Origin of the sequence: Novosphingobium sp. BL-52-GroH (assembly GCF_044813085.1) — a bacterium.
Taxonomy (GTDB): Bacteria; Pseudomonadota; Alphaproteobacteria; order Sphingomonadales; family Sphingomonadaceae; genus Novosphingobium.
This window is the reverse complement of sequence record NZ_CP171152.1, coordinates 3,364,828-3,381,410: the sequence shown is the minus strand read 5'-3', so window position 1 is coordinate 3,381,410 and position 16,583 is coordinate 3,364,828. Positions and strand designations below refer to the sequence as shown.

Sequence of the window (16,583 nt, the reverse complement as noted above, 5' to 3'; positions counted from 1 at the left end):
CGCTGCGCGCTCTTACAGGCATGACCCATGAAACGCACCACCGGACAGGACCGCACCCAGACCCGCAACTGGCGCCCCGCCACCCGCGCGATTCGCGGAGGCACCTGGCGCTCGGAAATGGGCGAGACGAGCGAGGCCCTCTTCCTCACCTCGGGCTATTCCTACGACGATGCCGCCACCGTCGCCGCGCGCTTCGCGGGCGAGCAGGACGGCATGACCTACTCGCGCCTGCAGAATCCGACCGTGGCGATGCTGGAAGAACGCATCGCCCTGCTCGAAGGCGCGGAAGCCTGCCGTACCCAGGCCTCGGGCATGGCGGCGATGACCGCGGCCCTGCTCTGCCAGTTGTCCGCCGGCGATCACATGGTGACCGCGCGCGCCGCCTTCGGTTCGTGTCGCTGGCTGGGCGACCACCTGCTGCCGCGCTTCGGCGTGGAGGTGACCGTCATCGACGCGGGTGACCTTGCGCAGTGGGAAGCGGCGATCCGCCCCAACACGAAGGTCTTCTTCTTCGAGACCCCCGCCAACCCGACGATGGACATCGCCGACCTTGCCGGCATCGCCGCGATCGCCAAGGCGCACGGGATCACCACCGTCGTCGACAACGCCTTCTGCTCGCCCGCCCTCCAGCGGCCGCTCGAGTTCGGCATCGACATCGTCGCCTATTCCGCGACCAAGCTGATGGACGGGCAAGGCCGTGTCCTCGCCGGCGCCGTCTGCGGCTCCGAAGCCTTCATCAACGACGTGCTGCTGCCGTTCCAGCGCAACACGGGACCCAACCTCTCGCCGTTCAACGCCTGGGTCGTGCTCAAGGGTCTCGAGACGCTCGACCTGCGCGCGAAGAAGCAGAGCGAGAACGCGCTTACGCTCGGGCAGTTCGTCGAGAAGCGGGTGCCCAAGATACTGCACCCCTGGCTCGACAGCCACCCCGGCCGGGCTCTCGCCCAGAAGCAGATGGACGCCTGCGGACCGATCTTCAGCTTCGTGCTGGATGGCGGGCGCGAGCAGGCGCACGGGTTGCTCGACGCGCTGCGGCTCATCGACATCTCGAACAACATCGGCGATTCGCGTTCGCTGATGTGCCACCCCGCCTCGTCCACGCACCACAACATGGGTACCGAAGCGCGCGAGCAGATGGGCATCGGCGAAGGCATGCTGCGCATCAACGTGGGCCTGGAAGACATCGACGACCTGATCGAGGACTTCGACCAGGCGCTCACCAAGGTGGGCCTCTGAGCCTTCCCGGATGGGGAGGCGCAGCAATTGCCTGCCCTCCCCGCCTTCTTCGTCACCCTGAAACAAGCTCAGGCTGACGGTTTTGCAAAGACGCATCCCACCTGCATGTGCGTTCCCCTTTCCCGGTGGGGGAGGATGGCTTGTCGCCTCGAGGATTCCTCGTTAGGCTGGCTCCCGTCATGAAGGAACTGTTCCAGCATACCGCCATCACCGATGGCCTTACGGTACGCGTCGCCGTCAATTTCCTGCCCGAGCAATCGCGCATCGAGGCGGGGAAGTGGTTCTGGGTGTACCACATCCGGATCGAGAACGAGACCGGCCAGACCCTCCAGCTGATGACCCGCCACTGGCGCATCACCGATGCCACCGGCAAGGTCGACGTGGTCGAGGGCGAAGGCGTCGTGGGAGAGCAGCCGGTGATCGCGCATGGCCGCAGCCACGACTACGTGTCGGGCTGTCCCCTGACCACCCCGCAAGGGTCGATGGAGGGGCACTACACCTTCGTGCGGGAGGACGGGCGCGAGTTCAATGCGCTCATTCCCTACTTCCCGCTCGCTGCGCCCGCGACGGCAGGCTAGCCATTGCCGGAAGGAGCGCCTGCGCATAGGGAGGCGCCATGAAGCGCACCCATCTGCCCCTCAACGCCCTGCGCGTCTTCGACGCGGCCGCCCGCCATCTCTCCTTCACCCGCGCGGCGGACGAACTGGCGGTTACGCCCGCCGCCGTCGGCCAGCAGATCCGCGCTCTGGAGGACCTGCTCGGCGTGGTGCTGTTTCGCCGCACCAGCAAGGGCCTGGAACTGACCGAGGAAGCCGGCGCCGGCCTAGCCGCGCTGCGCACCGGGTTCCTGCACTTCGAGGATGCGGTGCAGGCGATGCAGGCCGGGCAGTCGAGCCACGTCTACACGATCGCCGCCCCGCGCGATTTCTTCGCGGCCTGGCTCGCCCCGCGCCTTGCCGCCTTCCGCGCCGCCAACCCGCAAGTCCAGTACGTGCTCGTCGATGGCGAGATGACCGACTTCACCGAGGCCAACCTCGACCTCGCCGTGCGCTGGACGGACGGCCCGGGCGATCTCGAAGGCATCCCCCTGGGCACGGCCGAATGGGTCGAGGTCGGCAGGGGCGACTGGATCGGCTGGCCGGGCGATCCCACTCCGGACGGCGACGATGCCGAGGAGGCCAAGCCGCCGATCATGGTGGGCGACGCCGGCCAGGCCATCGCCGCCGCCCTTGCCAACGTCGGCCGGGCGCATGTTCCGGCGCTGCTGGCGGCCGGACTCGTCGACACCGGCCATCGCGCCCTGGTGGGCGAAGCGGTTGCCTGCCGCCGCGGTTACTGGCTCGTCGCACCGCTGCCGCAGTGGCGACAGAAGAAGGTCAAGGACCTCGTCGCCGCGCTTACCGCCGGGGCGTAGTGCCCGCCGATTGACGCTGGCTGGAGGCGCGATCACTCTACCTCCCGGATAGAGATGGGAGAGACGGGATGGCGGCACGGTTCCTCAAGGCGCTCGGGCTGGCGGCGGTCGCAGTGGCGGCCTTGCCCCTGGCCGCACGGGCGCCGGCGCGGGCGCAGGAAACGCGGACGGCCTCTCCGGTCGAGGGCTGGGACGCCTTCGTCGACTCGCTGCGCGACCTGCCCGAGCAGATGCTCGCCAGGCTGCCGGAGGCCATGCGGCAGGACCCGCAGATCCGCGCCGAGATCGGCCGCATTGCGCTGGAAGCGGTGGCGAGTTCCTCGATCGAGGCCCTTGGCTCCGATCCCGCGGCGCCGGTGTTCCTCCCCGCGATCGGGCAAGTGCTCAATGTCGGCCAGCCCAATGCCGATACGGTCTACAAGGTCGCCGCGATCGATCCGACCCAGAGCTATCGCATCTCCGGCCGCAAGGGATCGGTGACGCTGGCCGTGATCGCGCAAGTCCTGCGCGGGAGCAACTCGCGCCCGCACCTCGACATTTCGACGCTGACGACCGACGGACAGGGGCGCTATTCGGTGCTGGTCGGCGCGGTGCGTCCGGACGGATACGACGGCGATTTCTGGCAGCTCGAGCCGCAGACCCGTCGCCTGATGCTGCGCGTGGTCAGTTCCGACTGGAGCCGGGAAGAGCAGCCCACCGTCACCATCGAGCGGGTCGGCACACCGACGGGACGGCGGCGTCCTTCCGCCGCCGATCTCACCGCGCGGCTGAAGGGACTGCCCCAGGCCATCGGCACGATCGCGCCGATGTTCGTCGCCACGGTGCAGAAGCTGGCGGACGAAGGCTACGTCAACCGCTTCAAGGTGATGGTCCCGCCCGAAGGCGCGCTGGCCTCGCAGTTCTACTACGACGGGGTCTTCGACATCGCCGAGGACGAGGCGCTGATCGTGGAATCCGACGTGCCGGCGTCCTGCCGCTACCGCTCGCTGATCCTGACCAACGCGCTCTACGAGACGATCGACTGGACCAACAACCATTCGAGCCTGAACGCGGCGCAGGCGGCGCCCGACAGCGACGGAAAGCTGCGGATCGTGGTCGCCGGCAAGGACCCGGGCGTCCGCAACTGGCTCGACACCGCGGGCTATCCGCGCGGCATCATCCAGGGCCGGTGGACCGGATGCGACAGCCAGCCGATCCCCAAGCTGACGAAAGTGAAGTTCAGCGACCTCGCCCGGGCGCTGCCCAGGGACGTGGTGCGGGTCACTGCGCAGGAACGCGAGGCGATCGTGCGCGAACGCAACCGGGCCTACCAGGAGCGGGCGCTGTGGTGACGAGCGGGCGCGAAGCCACGCCCGTCGAACCCGCCACGCACAGGGTCACGCCGCCACGCGGTGCTTCTCGTCGCCCTGCCCGAGCATGCCCTGCCAGCCTTCGAGGCGCATCGTCTCGAGGTATTCGCGCTGCATCGCCGCGGTCATGACCTCGACCATGCGGTTGCCCTCGAGCCACAGCTCGATGACCCCGAAGGCACCGCCGCGCTTGCGGTACTTGGCCGGCCAGCCCTCGCGCATGGCGATCGCGAAGACCTCGGCCTGGGTGCGGCGCGTGGCCATGGCGAAGTGCGTGGCGCTCAGGCCGCCCTCGCCCGGCACCCCGAGCGCGTCGGCATCGCCCGGCGCCTCGATCAACTGGGTGCCGCGCGGATAGACTTCGACCATGGTGTTGCGCTCGTCGCCCGCATGGGCCAGCCAGCTTCCTTCCGCGACCGGCGGAAACGGCGTCGCCCGCCCGCCGAGCAGTTCGGCGAGGACATGGGCGACATGGCGCGGATCGCGCGCGTCGATGGAAACGTGAAAGATCATCCCGGTACTCCCGCAAATCGTGATCGCGGGCGAAAAGACGACGGGCGGGACCGTTACAAAGGAAAACCGACGAACGACTTGCGCATGTCGACAGATGACAGGATTTTTACTTGAATCGAACCCGCAGCCGCAGGAAAACGGCCGCGGCGACCGCGCCCAGCCCGGCCAGCGCCATGTCCTTCTGCGGGTCCCACGGGTCGCCCTGCTGGCCGTTGTAGGCCAGCGCGTCGGGTCCGGCCATGAAGACTGTCAGCAGCCATTCGAAGATCTCGTAGACCGCACTGCCGGCCAGCACGAACTCGACCGCGATGTAGGTCGCCAGCCTCGGCGACAGGCCCCGGTGCCGCGCCAGCCATGACGAGATCGGGTGCACCCAGCACAGTCCGAAGCTCAGGTGCACGAGCCGGTCCCACGAATTGCGCGCCAGCCCCAGGCTCGCCGCCGGGGACGGCAGGCCGAGCGCGCGGGCCCAGTCCTCGTACGGCACGAACGAATAGATGTAGCGCCCGCCCAGCGTGTGCAGCCACAGGAACAGGCAGGCGCAGGCGAGCGCACTCGTGGGCATCGGCCAGCGCCGCAGCGACAGCCAGAGCCCGCCGGCGATGGCGAGGGTCGGCAGGTTCTGCAGCGGCGCCAGGCGCGGGTACGGGGTATCGACCAGGCTCAGCAGCGCCGCTGCCGCCGTGAGCGCCAGCAGGACCGCCTGCGAACGCGGAACGCTCAGTACTTGCCCCAGACGAACTTGGACGACAGCGCGAAGTTCCACACCGAGGCGAGGACGATGCCGACGATCGCCGCCGGATACGGATGGAAGCCCACGCGCACGAGCGCCGTCGAGGCGCCGATGTTGGCCAGCATGCCGAAAGCGCAGGTCAGGGCGAACTGCGCCCAGCCCCGCGCCACCGGACCGAACCCGCGCAGGCGCTTGTCGGCGTAGGTCAGCTCGTTGTTGAGCGCGAAGTTGAACGTCATCGCGATGAGCGAGGCGATGGTCTGCCCGAAGATGAAGGCCGCTTCCTTGGGATAGTGGCTCAGGGCGAACTGCGCGCCGAACAAGTGCAGCACCAGCGCCAGCACCGTCATGTGCAGCACCGCGCCGAAGGCTCCCACCGTGCCGAACAGGGCAAAGCGGGTGGGGATGATGCGGCCGAGCCACTTGTCGTAAAGACCCACGAGGAATTCAAACACGACGGTCCGATCCAGTTTGCTCTCGCCTTCCGCGCGGGCGGCGAAGTTCAGGGGGAATTCCTTGACGCGCAGCGGGGCGTCGACCGTCGCCAGGATATCGAGCAGGATCTTGAAGCCCACGCCCGAGAGGCGATGCGCGTCGGCGCGCAAGGTCTGCGTGCGCAACAGGAAGAAGCCGCTCATCGGGTCGGTCAGGGCGACGCCGGTGACCTTGTTGGCGATGCGGTTCGCCAGGCCCGAGGCCTTGACGCGGTCGGGACGCCCCCATGCCTCGGTGCTGGCACCTTCGGCGAAGCGCGAGGCGTAGGAAATGTCGTACTCGCCCGAGGCGACCGCCTCCAGCATCCCCGGCAGCAGCGCCGGGTCGTGCTGGTGGTCGGCATCCATGACGGCGACGATCGGCGCGGACGTGGAGCACATGCCCTCGATCGCGGCGCTGGCAAGGCCGCGGCGGCCGATGCGCTGGATGCAGCGCACCCGCGGGTCGATCAGCGACAGCCGGCGCGCCTCGTCCGAGGTGCCGTCGGGGCTGTTGTCGTCGACGAAGATCACTTCCCAGGCGATGCCCGAAAGCGCCTTGTCCAGGCGCTCGATCATCGTCGCGACGTTCTTGCGTTCGTTGTAGGTGGGCAGGACGACCGCCAACTGCAGTGGCCTGGCGGCAACGGCATTCACGGCATCGGCTGCCTGCGCAAGTTCGGAACTGGTAATGTTCATGGGTCCGTGTTTAGGTGACAAGCTTCAAGAAACGATTATCGCCCTTAAAGCCGTGCGACGACCGCGTCACCGATTTCCTTCGTGCCGGCGCTGCCGCCAAGGTCGCCGCCCTTGACGCCGTCAGCCAGCGTGGCGGCAACCGCCGCCTCGATGCGCGCCGCCTGCTCTTCCAGGCCGAACGAGTGGCGCAGCAGCATCGCCGCCGACAGGATCGTCGCCATCGGATTGGCGAGGCCCTTGCCGGCGATGTCCGGCGCGGAGCCGTGGATCGGCTCGTAGAGTCCGAAAGTGCCCTCTGCCAGGCTGGCCGAGGCCAGCAGGCCGATCGAACCCACGCACATGCTCGCCTGGTCCGACAGGATGTCGCCGAACAGGTTGCCGGTGACGATGACGTCGAAGGCGCCGGGGTTCTTGACCAGTTGCATCGCCGCGTTGTCGACGTACATGTGGCTCAGTTCGACGTCGGGATATTCGGCCGAAACCTCGATCACCACGTCGCGCCAGAGCTGCGAGGTTTCGAGAACGTTCGCCTTGTCCACCGAGCACAGCTTGCCGGACCGGCCCCGTGCAGCCTTGAAGCCGGCGTGGGCGATGCGGCGCACTTCGTCCTCGGCGTAGGACATCATGTCCCAGCCTTCGCGGCGGCCGTCCTCGGTGGTGCGCATGCCCTTCTCGCCGAAATAGACGTCGCCGTTGAGTTCGCGCACGATCAGCAGGTCGATCTTGGCCGACACTTCGGGCCGCAGCGTGCTGAGATCCTCCAGGCCCTTGAACACTTGCGCGGGGCGCAGGTTCGCAAACAGGCCGAGTTCCTTGCGCAGGCCGAGCACCGCCTGCTCGGGGCGCAGCGCGCGCTCGAGATGGTCCAGCGTGAAGTCGCCCACGGCGCCGAACAGGATCGCGTCGGCGGAGCGCGCGATCTCCAGCGTCTCGGGCGGCAACGGATGGCCGTGCTTGCGATAGGCCGCGCCGCCGACGTCGCCCTCGACCAGTTCGAGGCCCGGAAGCTCGAGCTTCTCGAGCACGCGCACGGCCTGCTCGGTGACCTCGGGGCCGATTCCGTCTCCTGCAAAAACCGCGATGCGCATGCGTTTTCCCGCTCTATTCCTAGGTATCGATCCGGATCAGCCGCTCACGCAGCTGGGTGCGCGCCGCCATAACGTCTCTGCGGCGATCGGCAAGCGGGTAGCGGGCCAATTCGCGCCCGATGCGGTCGAATGTGTCGAGAATTGCTGCCCAGTCGTCGTCCGGGGGGCGGGAAACGGGCGTGCCGTAGCCCAGTTCGCGAAGCAGCAGGACCTCGTAGCGCACCAGCCCGAGCGCCCACCCCCGCGCGGACGGAGCGAAGCAGATCGCCTCCAGCACCCCCTCGAGTGCGCCGAACAGGACCGGGAACGGCTGCCGGTCGGGCAGCGCGGTGGCGGTGAGCGCCGTGACCCAGCCGATCGCGGCGGCGGGCAAGGGTTCGGCCAGCCACGGGGCGCGGCTCTGCACCAGCTCGATGCGGGCGAAGGGAAGCTGGCTTTCGGATTTCGACCGGACGTCGGCGTCCACCGTGTTGCCCGGAATCAGCGCAGGCCGCAGTTGCCGCCCCCTGCCCCCCGCGACGTAGGCGGCGGCAAGGCCGTGGTCGGCCGTCAGCAGGCGGGCGATAACCGCGGTCTCGCCATGCGGAAATGCGGCACAGACGATGGCGGGCGCGCGGAAATGCATGACGGCGGTGTGTGGCCGCTCACGCGCGGTTGGGCAAGTGCGGGCCGGGCGTCCGTGGTGAACGAGGGATGGGCGGAACGACCTGGCTTACGCACAGACCTCCTGCGCGGACTCCAGCCCCATCGTCCCGTTGCTGCCCAGCCGGACGGTCGGGTTGGGTGCGCACCGGATCTCGCCCGAGCAGTCGAGCGCAGTGACCCAGATGAGATTGTGTTCCTGGCCTTAGTCGATCACGCCGATGGCGTAACCGTCGCCCTTGCCGAGGACATGGAGAGGGATCGTCGGATTGAGCTGCCCTGTTCACACAATCGGCCGAACCAGGCGGCCGGACCAGGCGGCCGGATCAGGACCCGCCGAGCTTGGCCTCGATCGCATCGAGACGCGCCTTGAGGGTTTCCGCCTCGGCGCGCGCGGTGGCGGCGAGTTCCTTGACCGCGTCGAATTCCTCGCGGCTGACGAAGTCCATGTCGCCCATGAATTCCTTGAACCGTTCGCGCGCACCGTCGCGCGCCTCGCGGCCGACACCGGCCAGCGTGCCGGCGGCACTGTTCATCATCTTCACGAAATCGGCGACGAAGGGGTTTTCGCTTTGCATGAGCCTTAAATGGAACTCCAGCCCGCCGGACGCAAGAGGGTTCAGAGATCGTTCGAGAATGAGCCCGGTGCGGCCTTGAGGACGACGCTCTTTCGCGCCTTCTCATACCGGCGCTCAGATGTCGAAACGCTCCACCGCGCCCGAGCGCTGCACCCCGTCCAGCGCCGGATTGGCCTGGAGGAAGGCGAAGTTCAGATAGGTCGCAAAGACGATCCACAGCAGATAGGGCAGCAGCAGGGCGCCGGCGACCGGCCGCACCCGCCAGAACAGCACGGCGGTGACGATCGCCGCAATGTCGAGCAGGCCGATCACGCCCAGCGCCGCGCTCATCCGGTGGGCGCCGAAGAACACCGGCGACCACGCCAGGTTGAGCACGAACTGCGCCAGGAACACGATCACGGCCGCGCCGCGAAGGCGGGCGCCGCGCGCCGCCAGGACCATGGCGAGCGCCACCCCCAGCATGACGTAGAGCACCGTCCAGACGATCCCGAAGACCGCCGGCGGCGGATAGGCGGCGGGCTTGACGAGTTCGGCGAACCAGGGGTTTTCCGGACCGCTCTGCGACAGGGTGCCGGACAGGAAGCCCAGCAGCACCACGGTGGGGACGCATACGAGCAGCCAACGCATGAAACTGGCACGCAACTGCCCCGACGAGGCTAGCAGGTTCATGTGCGCGCAATTCTCCGAATCAGGATGGGTCCGTAAGTCTGCACGATTTGTGGAACGGCACGGGCGCGGGCGCAATCGTTAGCACGCGGTTAGCCTTCCCCCAATTGCTCCCGCTGTGCCGAAACGAGAAACTCGATGTTTCCCTCAGGGCCTTTGATCGGGCTCTCGACGATGCCCTGGATGGTCCAGCCCGCGCCTTCCAGCCAGTCACGCACTTCCCCGCAGACGCGCTCGTGCAGCACGGGATCGCGCACCACCCCGCCCTTGCCCACTTCGCCGCGGCCGACCTCGAACTGTGGCTTGATGAGCGCGACCAGCCGGCAGCGCGGCGCGGCCAGCCGCAGCGGTACGTCCAGGACCTTGGCCAGGCCGATGAAGCTGGCGTCGCACACCACCCAGTCGCACGGTGCGTCGATCTGGGCAGGTGTCAGGATGCGGGCGCTGGTCTGCTCCAGCACGGTGACGCGCGGGTCGTTGCGCAGTTTCCAGGCGAGCTGGTTGGTGCCCGAATCGACCGCGAAGACCCGCACCGCGCCATTCGTCAGCAGCACGTCGGTGAAGCCGCCGGTCGAACTGCCGATGTCCATCGCCACCGCGCCGGCGGGGTCGAGGCCGAAGTGCTCGATCGCATGGGCCAGCTTTATTCCCCCGCGCGAGACCCAGGGATGGTCGCGACCGCGCACGTCGAGCGGCGCGTCGCCCTTGAGGCTCTGGCCGGGCTTGGCGATCTTGGTCTCGCCCGAGAACACCAGGCCGGCGAGCACCAGCGCCTGGGCGCGGGTACGGCTTTCGGCGAGGCCCCGGTCGACCAGCAGCTGGTCCACCCTCGCCTTGGCGGGAGGACGGGACTTTTCGACGGGACGGGGCTCTGATGGGTCGGTCATGGGACAGTGCGCACTTGAGATGGGGCGCGCGTCATTCCATACCATGGCCATGAAGGCAAATCCGCGCAGCCGCGCCCCCGAGTTTCGCTTCCTCCCAATGGCGGCATTTTCGTCCTCGCTCCTGGCGGCGCTGCTGGCCGGCTGCGTGCCCCCGCCCGCCATGCCAACTCCGACGCCGACCGCTGCTCCGGCACCGCGACCGACCCAGCGTCCCGTCCCCGCCCCGCCCCTCCCCGCAGACTGGCGCGACGCGCCGATCACGCCGGGCGACTGGACCTATGCCGCCAATGCGGGCGGTTCGGTGGCGAGCTTCGGCGGCGGGCTCTTTGCCCTGCGCTGCGATCTGCAGGGACGCGGCGTCACTCTCACCCGCGCGGCGACTGCGGGCGCACGGCCGGGATCGCTGAACGTGACCACCTCCAACGCCAGCCGCGCGCTAAGCGCCCAAGGCACGTCCGCCGGGATCGAGGCGACTTTGCCGGCACGCGACCCGCTGCTCGATTCCATGGCGTTCAGCCGCGGCCGCTTCGTGGTGGCGGCGCCGGGCGAGCCGACGCTCTACGTCCCCAGTTGGACCGAAGTGACCCGCGTGATCGAGGACTGTCGCTGACACGTGATTCATCGGCGGCCCGGACACTGATTGGCCCCTGACCGGAAAGGGCCGACCGGATGATTTTTCCTGGTTCCTCGGGGTGATTGCGGCCGCATTCCAGAGCCCCCAGAAGCAGGCTCGAAAGCGGCTGCAAAGCTGGGGAAAACCGGCCGGAAGCGAAGATCATGACGCCAAAAAAAATCATTGCAAGTCTTGTTGTGCGATGCGGAATCGGCCACAAATTTCGCAGGACGACGGCACTCGGGAAACGCGCCCGGGGGGTTACCGAAGTCCTCGCCACACGGTCTGCGGACCGGGCGGCGAACTTGGCTCAACAGCGCGAAAGGAGGTGATCCGATGTCTCATGGTTCAGCAGAGAGGTCGGCAATTCCCGTCGCGGAGCATTATCGCTATTCCTGACTAGCGATAAAGGCTTCGCTGGCGGCACTTCCCGGCCGCTGACCATGCGAATGGCCGTACCGGACTTTCCGGTGCGGCCATTCTCATTTGCAGCCACCTTTCGCATGCCATCCTCGTCCGTGTGGAAAAGACGCCCGATCCCCGCAATTTGCCTCCTCCCGGCTTCGTGCTAAAACGAACAGCATGAGAATTAATGTTGCTCAAGGGTTGCTATCCGTGAAATTTTCGTTCAACGGCGCACCCTGAGTTCCAGCTAGAGGAAGTACGTTCGATGGCGACCGTCGCCGATACCGGCCTGTCTTTCACCACTCTTGCCCACCCCGCCCCTACCAGCGCCGAGACTCGCGCGGCGGTGCTGGCGAACCCGGGCTTCGGCACTCATTTCACCGACCACATGGTGACGGTAGAGTGGACCGAGGGCCAGGGCTGGCACGACGCGGTCATCGGCCCGCGCCAGCCGATCGCGCTCGATCCGGCGGCCGCCGTGCTGCACTACGCCCAGGAAATCTTCGAGGGCCTGAAAGCCTACAAGCAGGCCGACGGCGCGATCTCGCTGTTCCGTCCCGAGGCGAACGCCGCGCGCTTCAACCAGTCCGCCCGGCGCCTTGCCATGCCCGAACTGCCCGAGGCCCTGTTCGTCGAGGCGATCGAGAAGCTGGTCCAGCTCGACAGCGCCTGGATTCCCGAAGGCGAAGGCAGCTCGCTGTACCTGCGTCCGTTCATGATCGCGACCGAGGCCTTCCTCGGCGTGCGTCCGGCCAAGCAGTACAAGTTCATCGTCATCGCGAGCCCCGCCGGCAACTACTTCAAGTCGGGCGCGCCTGCCGTCTCGATCTGGGTCAGCGACTACACCCGCGCCGCCCCCGGCGGCACCGGGGCCGCCAAGTGCGGCGGCAATTACGCCGCCAGCCTCGTGCCCCAGGCCGAGGCGATCGCGCGCGGCCACGACCAGGTCGTCTTCCTCGATGCCGCCGAGCACAAGTGGATCGAGGAACTGGGCGGCATGAACCTCTACTTCGTGTTCGAGGACGGCACCCTGCTGACCCCGGCACTGACCGGGACCATCCTGCCCGGCATCACCCGCGACAGCCTGCTGACGCTGGCGCGCGAGGAAGGCCTGAACGTGCAGGAAGGCCGCTACAGCCTCGACCAGTGGCGCGCTGACGCGACCTCGGGGAAGCTGGTGGAAACCTTCGCCTGCGGCACCGCGGCCGTCGTCACCGCCGTCGGCAAGGTCTCGGGCCGCGATGGCGAGTTCACCGTCGGCACCGGCGGCCCCGGCCAGCTCACCGGCAAGCTCAAGAACCGCCTCGTCGCCATCCAGCGCGGCGAAGCGCCGGACACCCACGGCTGGATCCGCAAGATCGCCTGAAATCCCGACGTCGTCCCGGGCCTGGCGCGGGACGACGTTTTTCCACGGCTCCACCTGCGGACAAAACTGCAGGCCCTCCTCGCCTCCGGCCTTGTTCCGGCCCTTGGGCGAACCTACCTGTGCCCGGCAATTCCCCTACCGCAAGGAGCCTTCGCACATGGCCGATCCCACTTACACCCCGCCCAAGGTCTGGACCTGGGACAAGGCCAACGGCGGCCAGTTCGCCAACATCAATCGCCCGATTTCCGGCGCCACGCACGACAAGGACCTGCCGCGCGGCAAACATCCCTTCCAGCTCTATTCGATGGGCACGCCCAACGGCCAGAAGGTCACGATCCTGTTCGAGGAACTGCTGGCGGCCGGCCACGCCGACGCCGAGTACGATGCCTGGCTGGTCCCGATCGGCGAAGGCGACCAGTTCTCGTCCGGCTTCGTGGCGCTCAATCCCAACTCGAAGATCCCCGCCCTGCTCGACCTCTCCGGTCCCGAGCCGGTGCGCGTGTTCGAATCGGGCGCGATCCTGTTCCATCTCGCCGAGAAGTTCGGCGCCTTCCTGCCCGCCTCGGGCCCGGCGCGCACCGAATGCGTATCGTGGCTGATGTGGCAGATGTCGACGGCACCGCTGATCGGCGGCGGCTTCGGCCACTTCTACGCCTATGCCCCGGAAAAGTACGAGTACCCGATCAACCGCTACGCGATGGAGACCAAGCGCATCCTCGACGTCGCCGACCGGCGGCTGGGCGAAACGCGCTACCTCGCGGGGGACGAGTACACCATCGCCGACATCGCCGCCTACGGCTGGTTCGGCGGCTTCGTGCGCGGCGACGCCTACGGCGACGCGGCGACGTTCCTCGACGTGGCGAGCTACGACAACCTGATGCGCTGGGGCACGGAACTCGGCGCGCGCGAAGGCGTGCGCCGCGGCCGCATCGTCAACCGCAAGGGCGACGGCCTCGTCCCCGAGCGCCACAGCGCGGCTGACATCGACGTGGTGCTGGGCGCGCAGGCCTGAGAAACGGTCCGGCGCTGGAAAACTCGTTGCAAAGGGCCTTTTCAGCGCCGGTATAAGCCGCTAAGCGCGCCTCTCCCGAAAGGCCGCTTCCGTCGCGGCCGATCCGTTGGGGCGTCGCCAAGTGGTAAGGCACCGGTTTTTGGTACCGGCATTCGCAGGTTCGAATCCTGCCGCCCCAGCCAGGATATAGGTATCAGGTAGCAAACCTGCCTGTACCCGTCCCGGCGGTGGGCCTCGATGTCCCTGCCCGCACGATCCCTCTTCTTCATCCTCTCGTCAGGCCCCGGTGAAGTTCGGCTTGCGCCTTTCTGCAAAGGCGCGGCAGGCTTCCTTGAAGTCCTGCGTCCCCAGTGCCAGGCACTGGACGTGGTTCTCCAGTTCGATCGCCGCATCCAGGCTCGGCGCATCGATGTTGGTGCGCATGATCCGCTTGGTGTGGCGGATCGCGTAGGGGCTGTTCTCGGCGACCAGTGCCGCCACGGCAAGGGCGGCCTCGAGCAGGTCCCCCTCGTCCGCGAGCGTGGTCGCTAGACCGATCGCCCGGGCTTCGGCGGCATCGACGGGGCGGCCGGTCAGCATCAGTTCGTAGGCCCGGCCGCCACCGACCAGGCGCGGCAGGTGGTAGCTGATCCCGCACTCCCCGGCGCTCAAGGCGACCTTGACGGCGCCGACGAGGAATTTCGCCCCGGGCCCGGCGACGCGGATGTCGGCGGCCAGAGCCAGCCCCATGCCCGCGCCGACCGCGGCGCCGCCTATCGCGGCGACGACCGGGAAGCGGGCCGCCACGACGTCCCTCATCAGGCCGGCGAACCTTTCCTGCAAGTCCATGTTCTCGATCGGACCTTGCGGCGCGTCTTCGCCGAGCAGCACTTCCTTGAGATCGAGCCCGGCACAGAATGCCTTCCCCTGCGCCGCGAGCACGAGGACACTCACGTCCGGGTCGGCGTCGAGCCGGGCGATCGTCGCGCGAAGCTGCGCGACCATCGGCAGGGTCAGCGCGTTGGCCGCCTGGGGCCGGGCGAGCGTGAGGACGACGATCCCGCCGTCGCGCTTGTCGATCTCGATCATGCCGTCACTTCCAGGGCGCTCAGCCGGGTGCATGGGCCGGGCAGTCCCGGTATGGCGACGCGCATCCGCAGCACCGCCCCCGCATCGGACACCTCGGCATTGCCGCCGGTGGCGATGTAGAGTTCGCAGGGGTCCGTGGTCCCGAAGGCGAGGCTGACGACATGCGGGTAGCCGAACGACAGGTCCCGGAGGCAGGCTCCGTCGGCCGAGAACTGCTTGAGCAGGCCGCTGCTCCAGCACGCGACCCACAGGTTGCCCAGGCTGTCGAGAGCCAGCCCGTCGCTGTCCTCCAGCGCCACGAGAAGTTCGCCGCTTCCCGGAAGGCCGGCGCCGTCCAGCGGATAGCGCCAGACCCCTCGCGAGGTCTCGGAGTGGTAGAGCCATCGGCCGCAAGGGCTGGTGGCGATGCCGTTTGACGCGAACACGTCGCGCCGCAGCACGGTGACGTCGCCTGATGCCGACATGTGGAACAAGATCCCGGGCGAAGGGCCTTCGCCCCGCTCGAAGATCGCCGCGAAATCGATGGTGCCGGCGAAGAACCCGCCGTGCCCGTCCGCCTCCATGTCGTTGACGGCGACCACCGGCCGGCCTTCGATGTGGGACAGCAGGTCGCGCGTGGCGCCGGTCGCGGGGTCGAGCACGACGATGCCGTCGCGCCCTCCGCACAGCACCGCACCCGATTCGTCGAACACCAGCCCGCCGACCCATTCGCGGCCGGGCAGCATCGCCTCCACCCCCTGCCCGGGTCGCTTGCGGTAGACGCCCTTGCCGGTCAGGTCCGAGAACCACAAGTCGCCCTGCGGCGAGACGCGGGGTGCCTCGATGAACTGGTAGCCTTGCGCGACGACGTCGAAGTCACTTGCTGTCGTGGTCTGCATCTCGATCTCCCGGGAACGTTATCCAGGCCTTGTCGGGCCATTGCACTTCATCAATCTGTTAGGTCGGCCCGATCCTCGGGATGCGGCGCAATCCGCGAGCCGCCCGCACGACGGCTGGTCAAGGCGGCGCCTTGCCGCTAGACGCGGCCAGGTGACCTTGCACCGCGTTTCCGCCGCCTCTTTCGGTTCCATCGCCTTCGAGCAGGACCCGGTGCGCTGGATGGAACGGTGCGAGGCGTTCACCAGGCCCCAGCAGCAGCGCAGCCGCGACGGGCTCGGCCGCATCGTCACGTCCGCAGTGGCGCTGTTTTCCGAGAACGGCTTCGATGCCACGCGCGTCTCCGACATCGCGAGCAATGCGGCCGTACCCACCGGCAAGGTCTACCAGCACTTCGCCGACAAGGAGGCGCTGCTCGACGCGATCGTCGCCGGCTACCGGGATTGCCGGCTGCGCGAGATCGTCGCCCTGTGCACCTCGCCCGAGACGCTCGCCGCATCGCCCCGGGAACTGGTCCAGCTTCACCTCGATATCGTCTTCAGCGTGTTCAAGTCCGATGCCGGGCTGCTGCGCCTGATCGAGCGCCGGCGCCTCGAGGACCCCAGGGTCCACCGGGACCAGAGCAGCGCGAACGAGATCGTCGCGCGGCTGATCGCGGACCGCCTCGTCGAGAAGCTGCCCTCGCGCGACCCCGTCGAACTGCGCAAGCAGGTGTTCTATGCCCATTCGATCATCCGGGGCGCAGTGGTCTGGTCCGCGCTTCCGCAGGACGGCGAGTTCGGCGAAGGCCTGAAAGTCACCGACAGGGCGTTTGCGACCGAAGCGCTCAGGATGTCTCTCCGCTATCTGGAGATCGAGGAGTAGGCGCGTTCCCGGCGCCTCCCATCGACCTACTCTTTTGGCTTGTTGACGCACCGGGGGGCGATGCATCACCTTTCATAAACAGAACCTGAGTTCAGATTCAA

18 protein-coding genes, 1 tRNA gene and 1 pseudogene are annotated in these 16,583 nt (G+C 67.9%); 9 read left to right on the top strand and 11 right to left on the bottom strand.

Annotated elements, in window-relative coordinates; all coding sequences use genetic code 11:
- Window positions 1–27 precede the first annotated feature (27 nt).
- The 4 genes from ACFFDA_RS28905 (at window position 28) to ACFFDA_RS28890 (ending at window position 3,981) form a co-directional block, all read left to right on the top strand.
- Complete coding sequence (locus ACFFDA_RS28905; RefSeq protein ID WP_404480679.1) at window positions 28–1,236, top strand: trans-sulfuration enzyme family protein; 1,209 nt, start codon at window positions 28–30, stop codon at window positions 1,234–1,236.
- A gap of 179 nt (window positions 1,237–1,415) precedes the next feature.
- Complete coding sequence (gene apaG / locus ACFFDA_RS28900) at window positions 1,416–1,814, top strand: Co2+/Mg2+ efflux protein ApaG (protein WP_404480678.1); 399 nt, start codon at window positions 1,416–1,418, stop codon at window positions 1,812–1,814.
- A gap of 38 nt (window positions 1,815–1,852) precedes the next feature.
- Window positions 1,853–2,650 (top strand): LysR family transcriptional regulator, encoded by a 798-nt coding sequence (locus ACFFDA_RS28895; protein ID WP_404480677.1) that lies wholly within the window; start codon window positions 1,853–1,855, stop codon window positions 2,648–2,650.
- Between the two features lie 68 nt (window positions 2,651–2,718).
- Window positions 2,719–3,981, top strand: a complete 1,263-nt coding sequence (locus ACFFDA_RS28890) for a hypothetical protein (RefSeq protein WP_404480676.1) — start codon at window positions 2,719–2,721, stop codon at window positions 3,979–3,981.
- A gap of 45 nt (window positions 3,982–4,026) precedes the next feature.
- Here ACFFDA_RS28890 and ACFFDA_RS28885 read toward each other — a convergent pair whose 3' ends face one another.
- From ACFFDA_RS28885 to ACFFDA_RS28845, 9 genes and pseudogenes are all read right to left on the bottom strand, one after another.
- A complete protein-coding gene (locus tag ACFFDA_RS28885; protein WP_404480675.1) occupies window positions 4,027–4,512 on the bottom strand; it encodes a hypothetical protein in 486 nt (161 codons plus the stop codon).
- 106 nt (window positions 4,513–4,618) lie between these two features.
- Window positions 4,619–5,278, bottom strand: coding sequence for a DUF2238 domain-containing protein (locus ACFFDA_RS28880; protein ID WP_404480674.1), 660 nt, complete (start codon window positions 5,276–5,278; stop codon window positions 4,619–4,621).
- A complete protein-coding gene (locus ACFFDA_RS28875; RefSeq protein ID WP_404480673.1) occupies window positions 5,233–6,417 on the bottom strand; it encodes a glycosyltransferase in 1,185 nt (394 codons plus the stop codon). Before ACFFDA_RS28875 ends, ACFFDA_RS28880 begins: the two co-directional genes overlap by 46 nt.
- A gap of 44 nt (window positions 6,418–6,461) precedes the next feature.
- Window positions 6,462–7,505 carry a 3-isopropylmalate dehydrogenase gene (gene leuB, locus ACFFDA_RS28870; protein ID WP_404480672.1) on the bottom strand — a complete coding sequence of 348 codons (1,044 nt, stop codon included), beginning with the start codon at window positions 7,503–7,505 and terminating at the stop codon, window positions 6,462–6,464.
- A gap of 19 nt (window positions 7,506–7,524) precedes the next feature.
- Window positions 7,525–8,130 carry a DNA repair protein RecO gene (locus tag ACFFDA_RS28865; RefSeq protein ID WP_404480671.1) on the bottom strand — a complete coding sequence of 202 codons (606 nt, stop codon included), beginning with the start codon at window positions 8,128–8,130 and terminating at the stop codon, window positions 7,525–7,527.
- An 87-nt stretch (window positions 8,131–8,217) separates the two neighbouring features.
- A pseudogene (locus ACFFDA_RS28860) lies at window positions 8,218–8,409 on the bottom strand (hypothetical protein).
- A 64-nt stretch (window positions 8,410–8,473) separates the two neighbouring features.
- Window positions 8,474–8,725 (bottom strand): accessory factor UbiK family protein, encoded by a 252-nt coding sequence (locus ACFFDA_RS28855; RefSeq protein WP_404480670.1) that lies wholly within the window; start codon window positions 8,723–8,725, stop codon window positions 8,474–8,476.
- Window positions 8,726–8,839: 114 nt separating this feature from the next.
- Complete coding sequence (locus tag ACFFDA_RS28850) at window positions 8,840–9,394, bottom strand: TspO/MBR family protein (protein ID WP_404480669.1); 555 nt, start codon at window positions 9,392–9,394, stop codon at window positions 8,840–8,842.
- A gap of 89 nt (window positions 9,395–9,483) precedes the next feature.
- A complete protein-coding gene (locus tag ACFFDA_RS28845; RefSeq protein WP_404480668.1) occupies window positions 9,484–10,278 on the bottom strand; it encodes a TlyA family RNA methyltransferase in 795 nt (264 codons plus the stop codon).
- Window positions 10,279–10,327: 49 nt separating this feature from the next.
- On the opposite strand from ACFFDA_RS28845, the gene ACFFDA_RS28840 reads away from it, so the two are divergent.
- The 4 genes from ACFFDA_RS28840 to ACFFDA_RS28825 all read left to right on the top strand — a co-directional run bounded on the left by ACFFDA_RS28840 (window position 10,328) and on the right by ACFFDA_RS28825 (window position 13,856).
- Complete coding sequence (locus tag ACFFDA_RS28840; protein ID WP_404480667.1) at window positions 10,328–10,888, top strand: hypothetical protein; 561 nt, start codon at window positions 10,328–10,330, stop codon at window positions 10,886–10,888.
- A 673-nt stretch (window positions 10,889–11,561) separates the two neighbouring features.
- Window positions 11,562–12,662, top strand: coding sequence for a branched-chain amino acid aminotransferase (locus ACFFDA_RS28835; protein ID WP_404480666.1), 1,101 nt, complete (start codon window positions 11,562–11,564; stop codon window positions 12,660–12,662).
- Between the two features lie 157 nt (window positions 12,663–12,819).
- The gene (gene yghU, locus ACFFDA_RS28830) at window positions 12,820–13,674 is read left to right on the top strand and encodes a glutathione-dependent disulfide-bond oxidoreductase (protein ID WP_404480665.1); all 855 of its coding nucleotides are present in this window, start codon (window positions 12,820–12,822) and stop codon (window positions 13,672–13,674) included.
- A 107-nt stretch (window positions 13,675–13,781) separates the two neighbouring features.
- Window positions 13,782–13,856: transfer RNA gene (locus ACFFDA_RS28825), tRNA-Gln, on the top strand.
- 94 nt (window positions 13,857–13,950) lie between these two features.
- Here ACFFDA_RS28825 and ACFFDA_RS28820 read toward each other — a convergent pair.
- Window positions 13,951–14,742, bottom strand: coding sequence for an enoyl-CoA hydratase/isomerase family protein (locus ACFFDA_RS28820; protein ID WP_404480664.1), 792 nt, complete (start codon window positions 14,740–14,742; stop codon window positions 13,951–13,953).
- The gene (locus ACFFDA_RS28815; protein WP_404480663.1) at window positions 14,739–15,620 is read right to left on the bottom strand and encodes an SMP-30/gluconolactonase/LRE family protein; all 882 of its coding nucleotides are present in this window, start codon (window positions 15,618–15,620) and stop codon (window positions 14,739–14,741) included. Before ACFFDA_RS28815 ends, ACFFDA_RS28820 begins: the two co-directional genes overlap by 4 nt.
- 151 nt (window positions 15,621–15,771) lie before the next feature.
- On the opposite strand from ACFFDA_RS28815, the gene ACFFDA_RS28810 reads away from it, so the two are divergent.
- Window positions 15,772–16,482: a TetR/AcrR family transcriptional regulator gene (locus ACFFDA_RS28810; protein ID WP_404480662.1), complete on the top strand. Its 711-nt coding sequence runs from the start codon at window positions 15,772–15,774 to the stop codon at window positions 16,480–16,482.
- The last annotated feature ends 101 nt before the right edge of the window (window positions 16,483–16,583 follow it).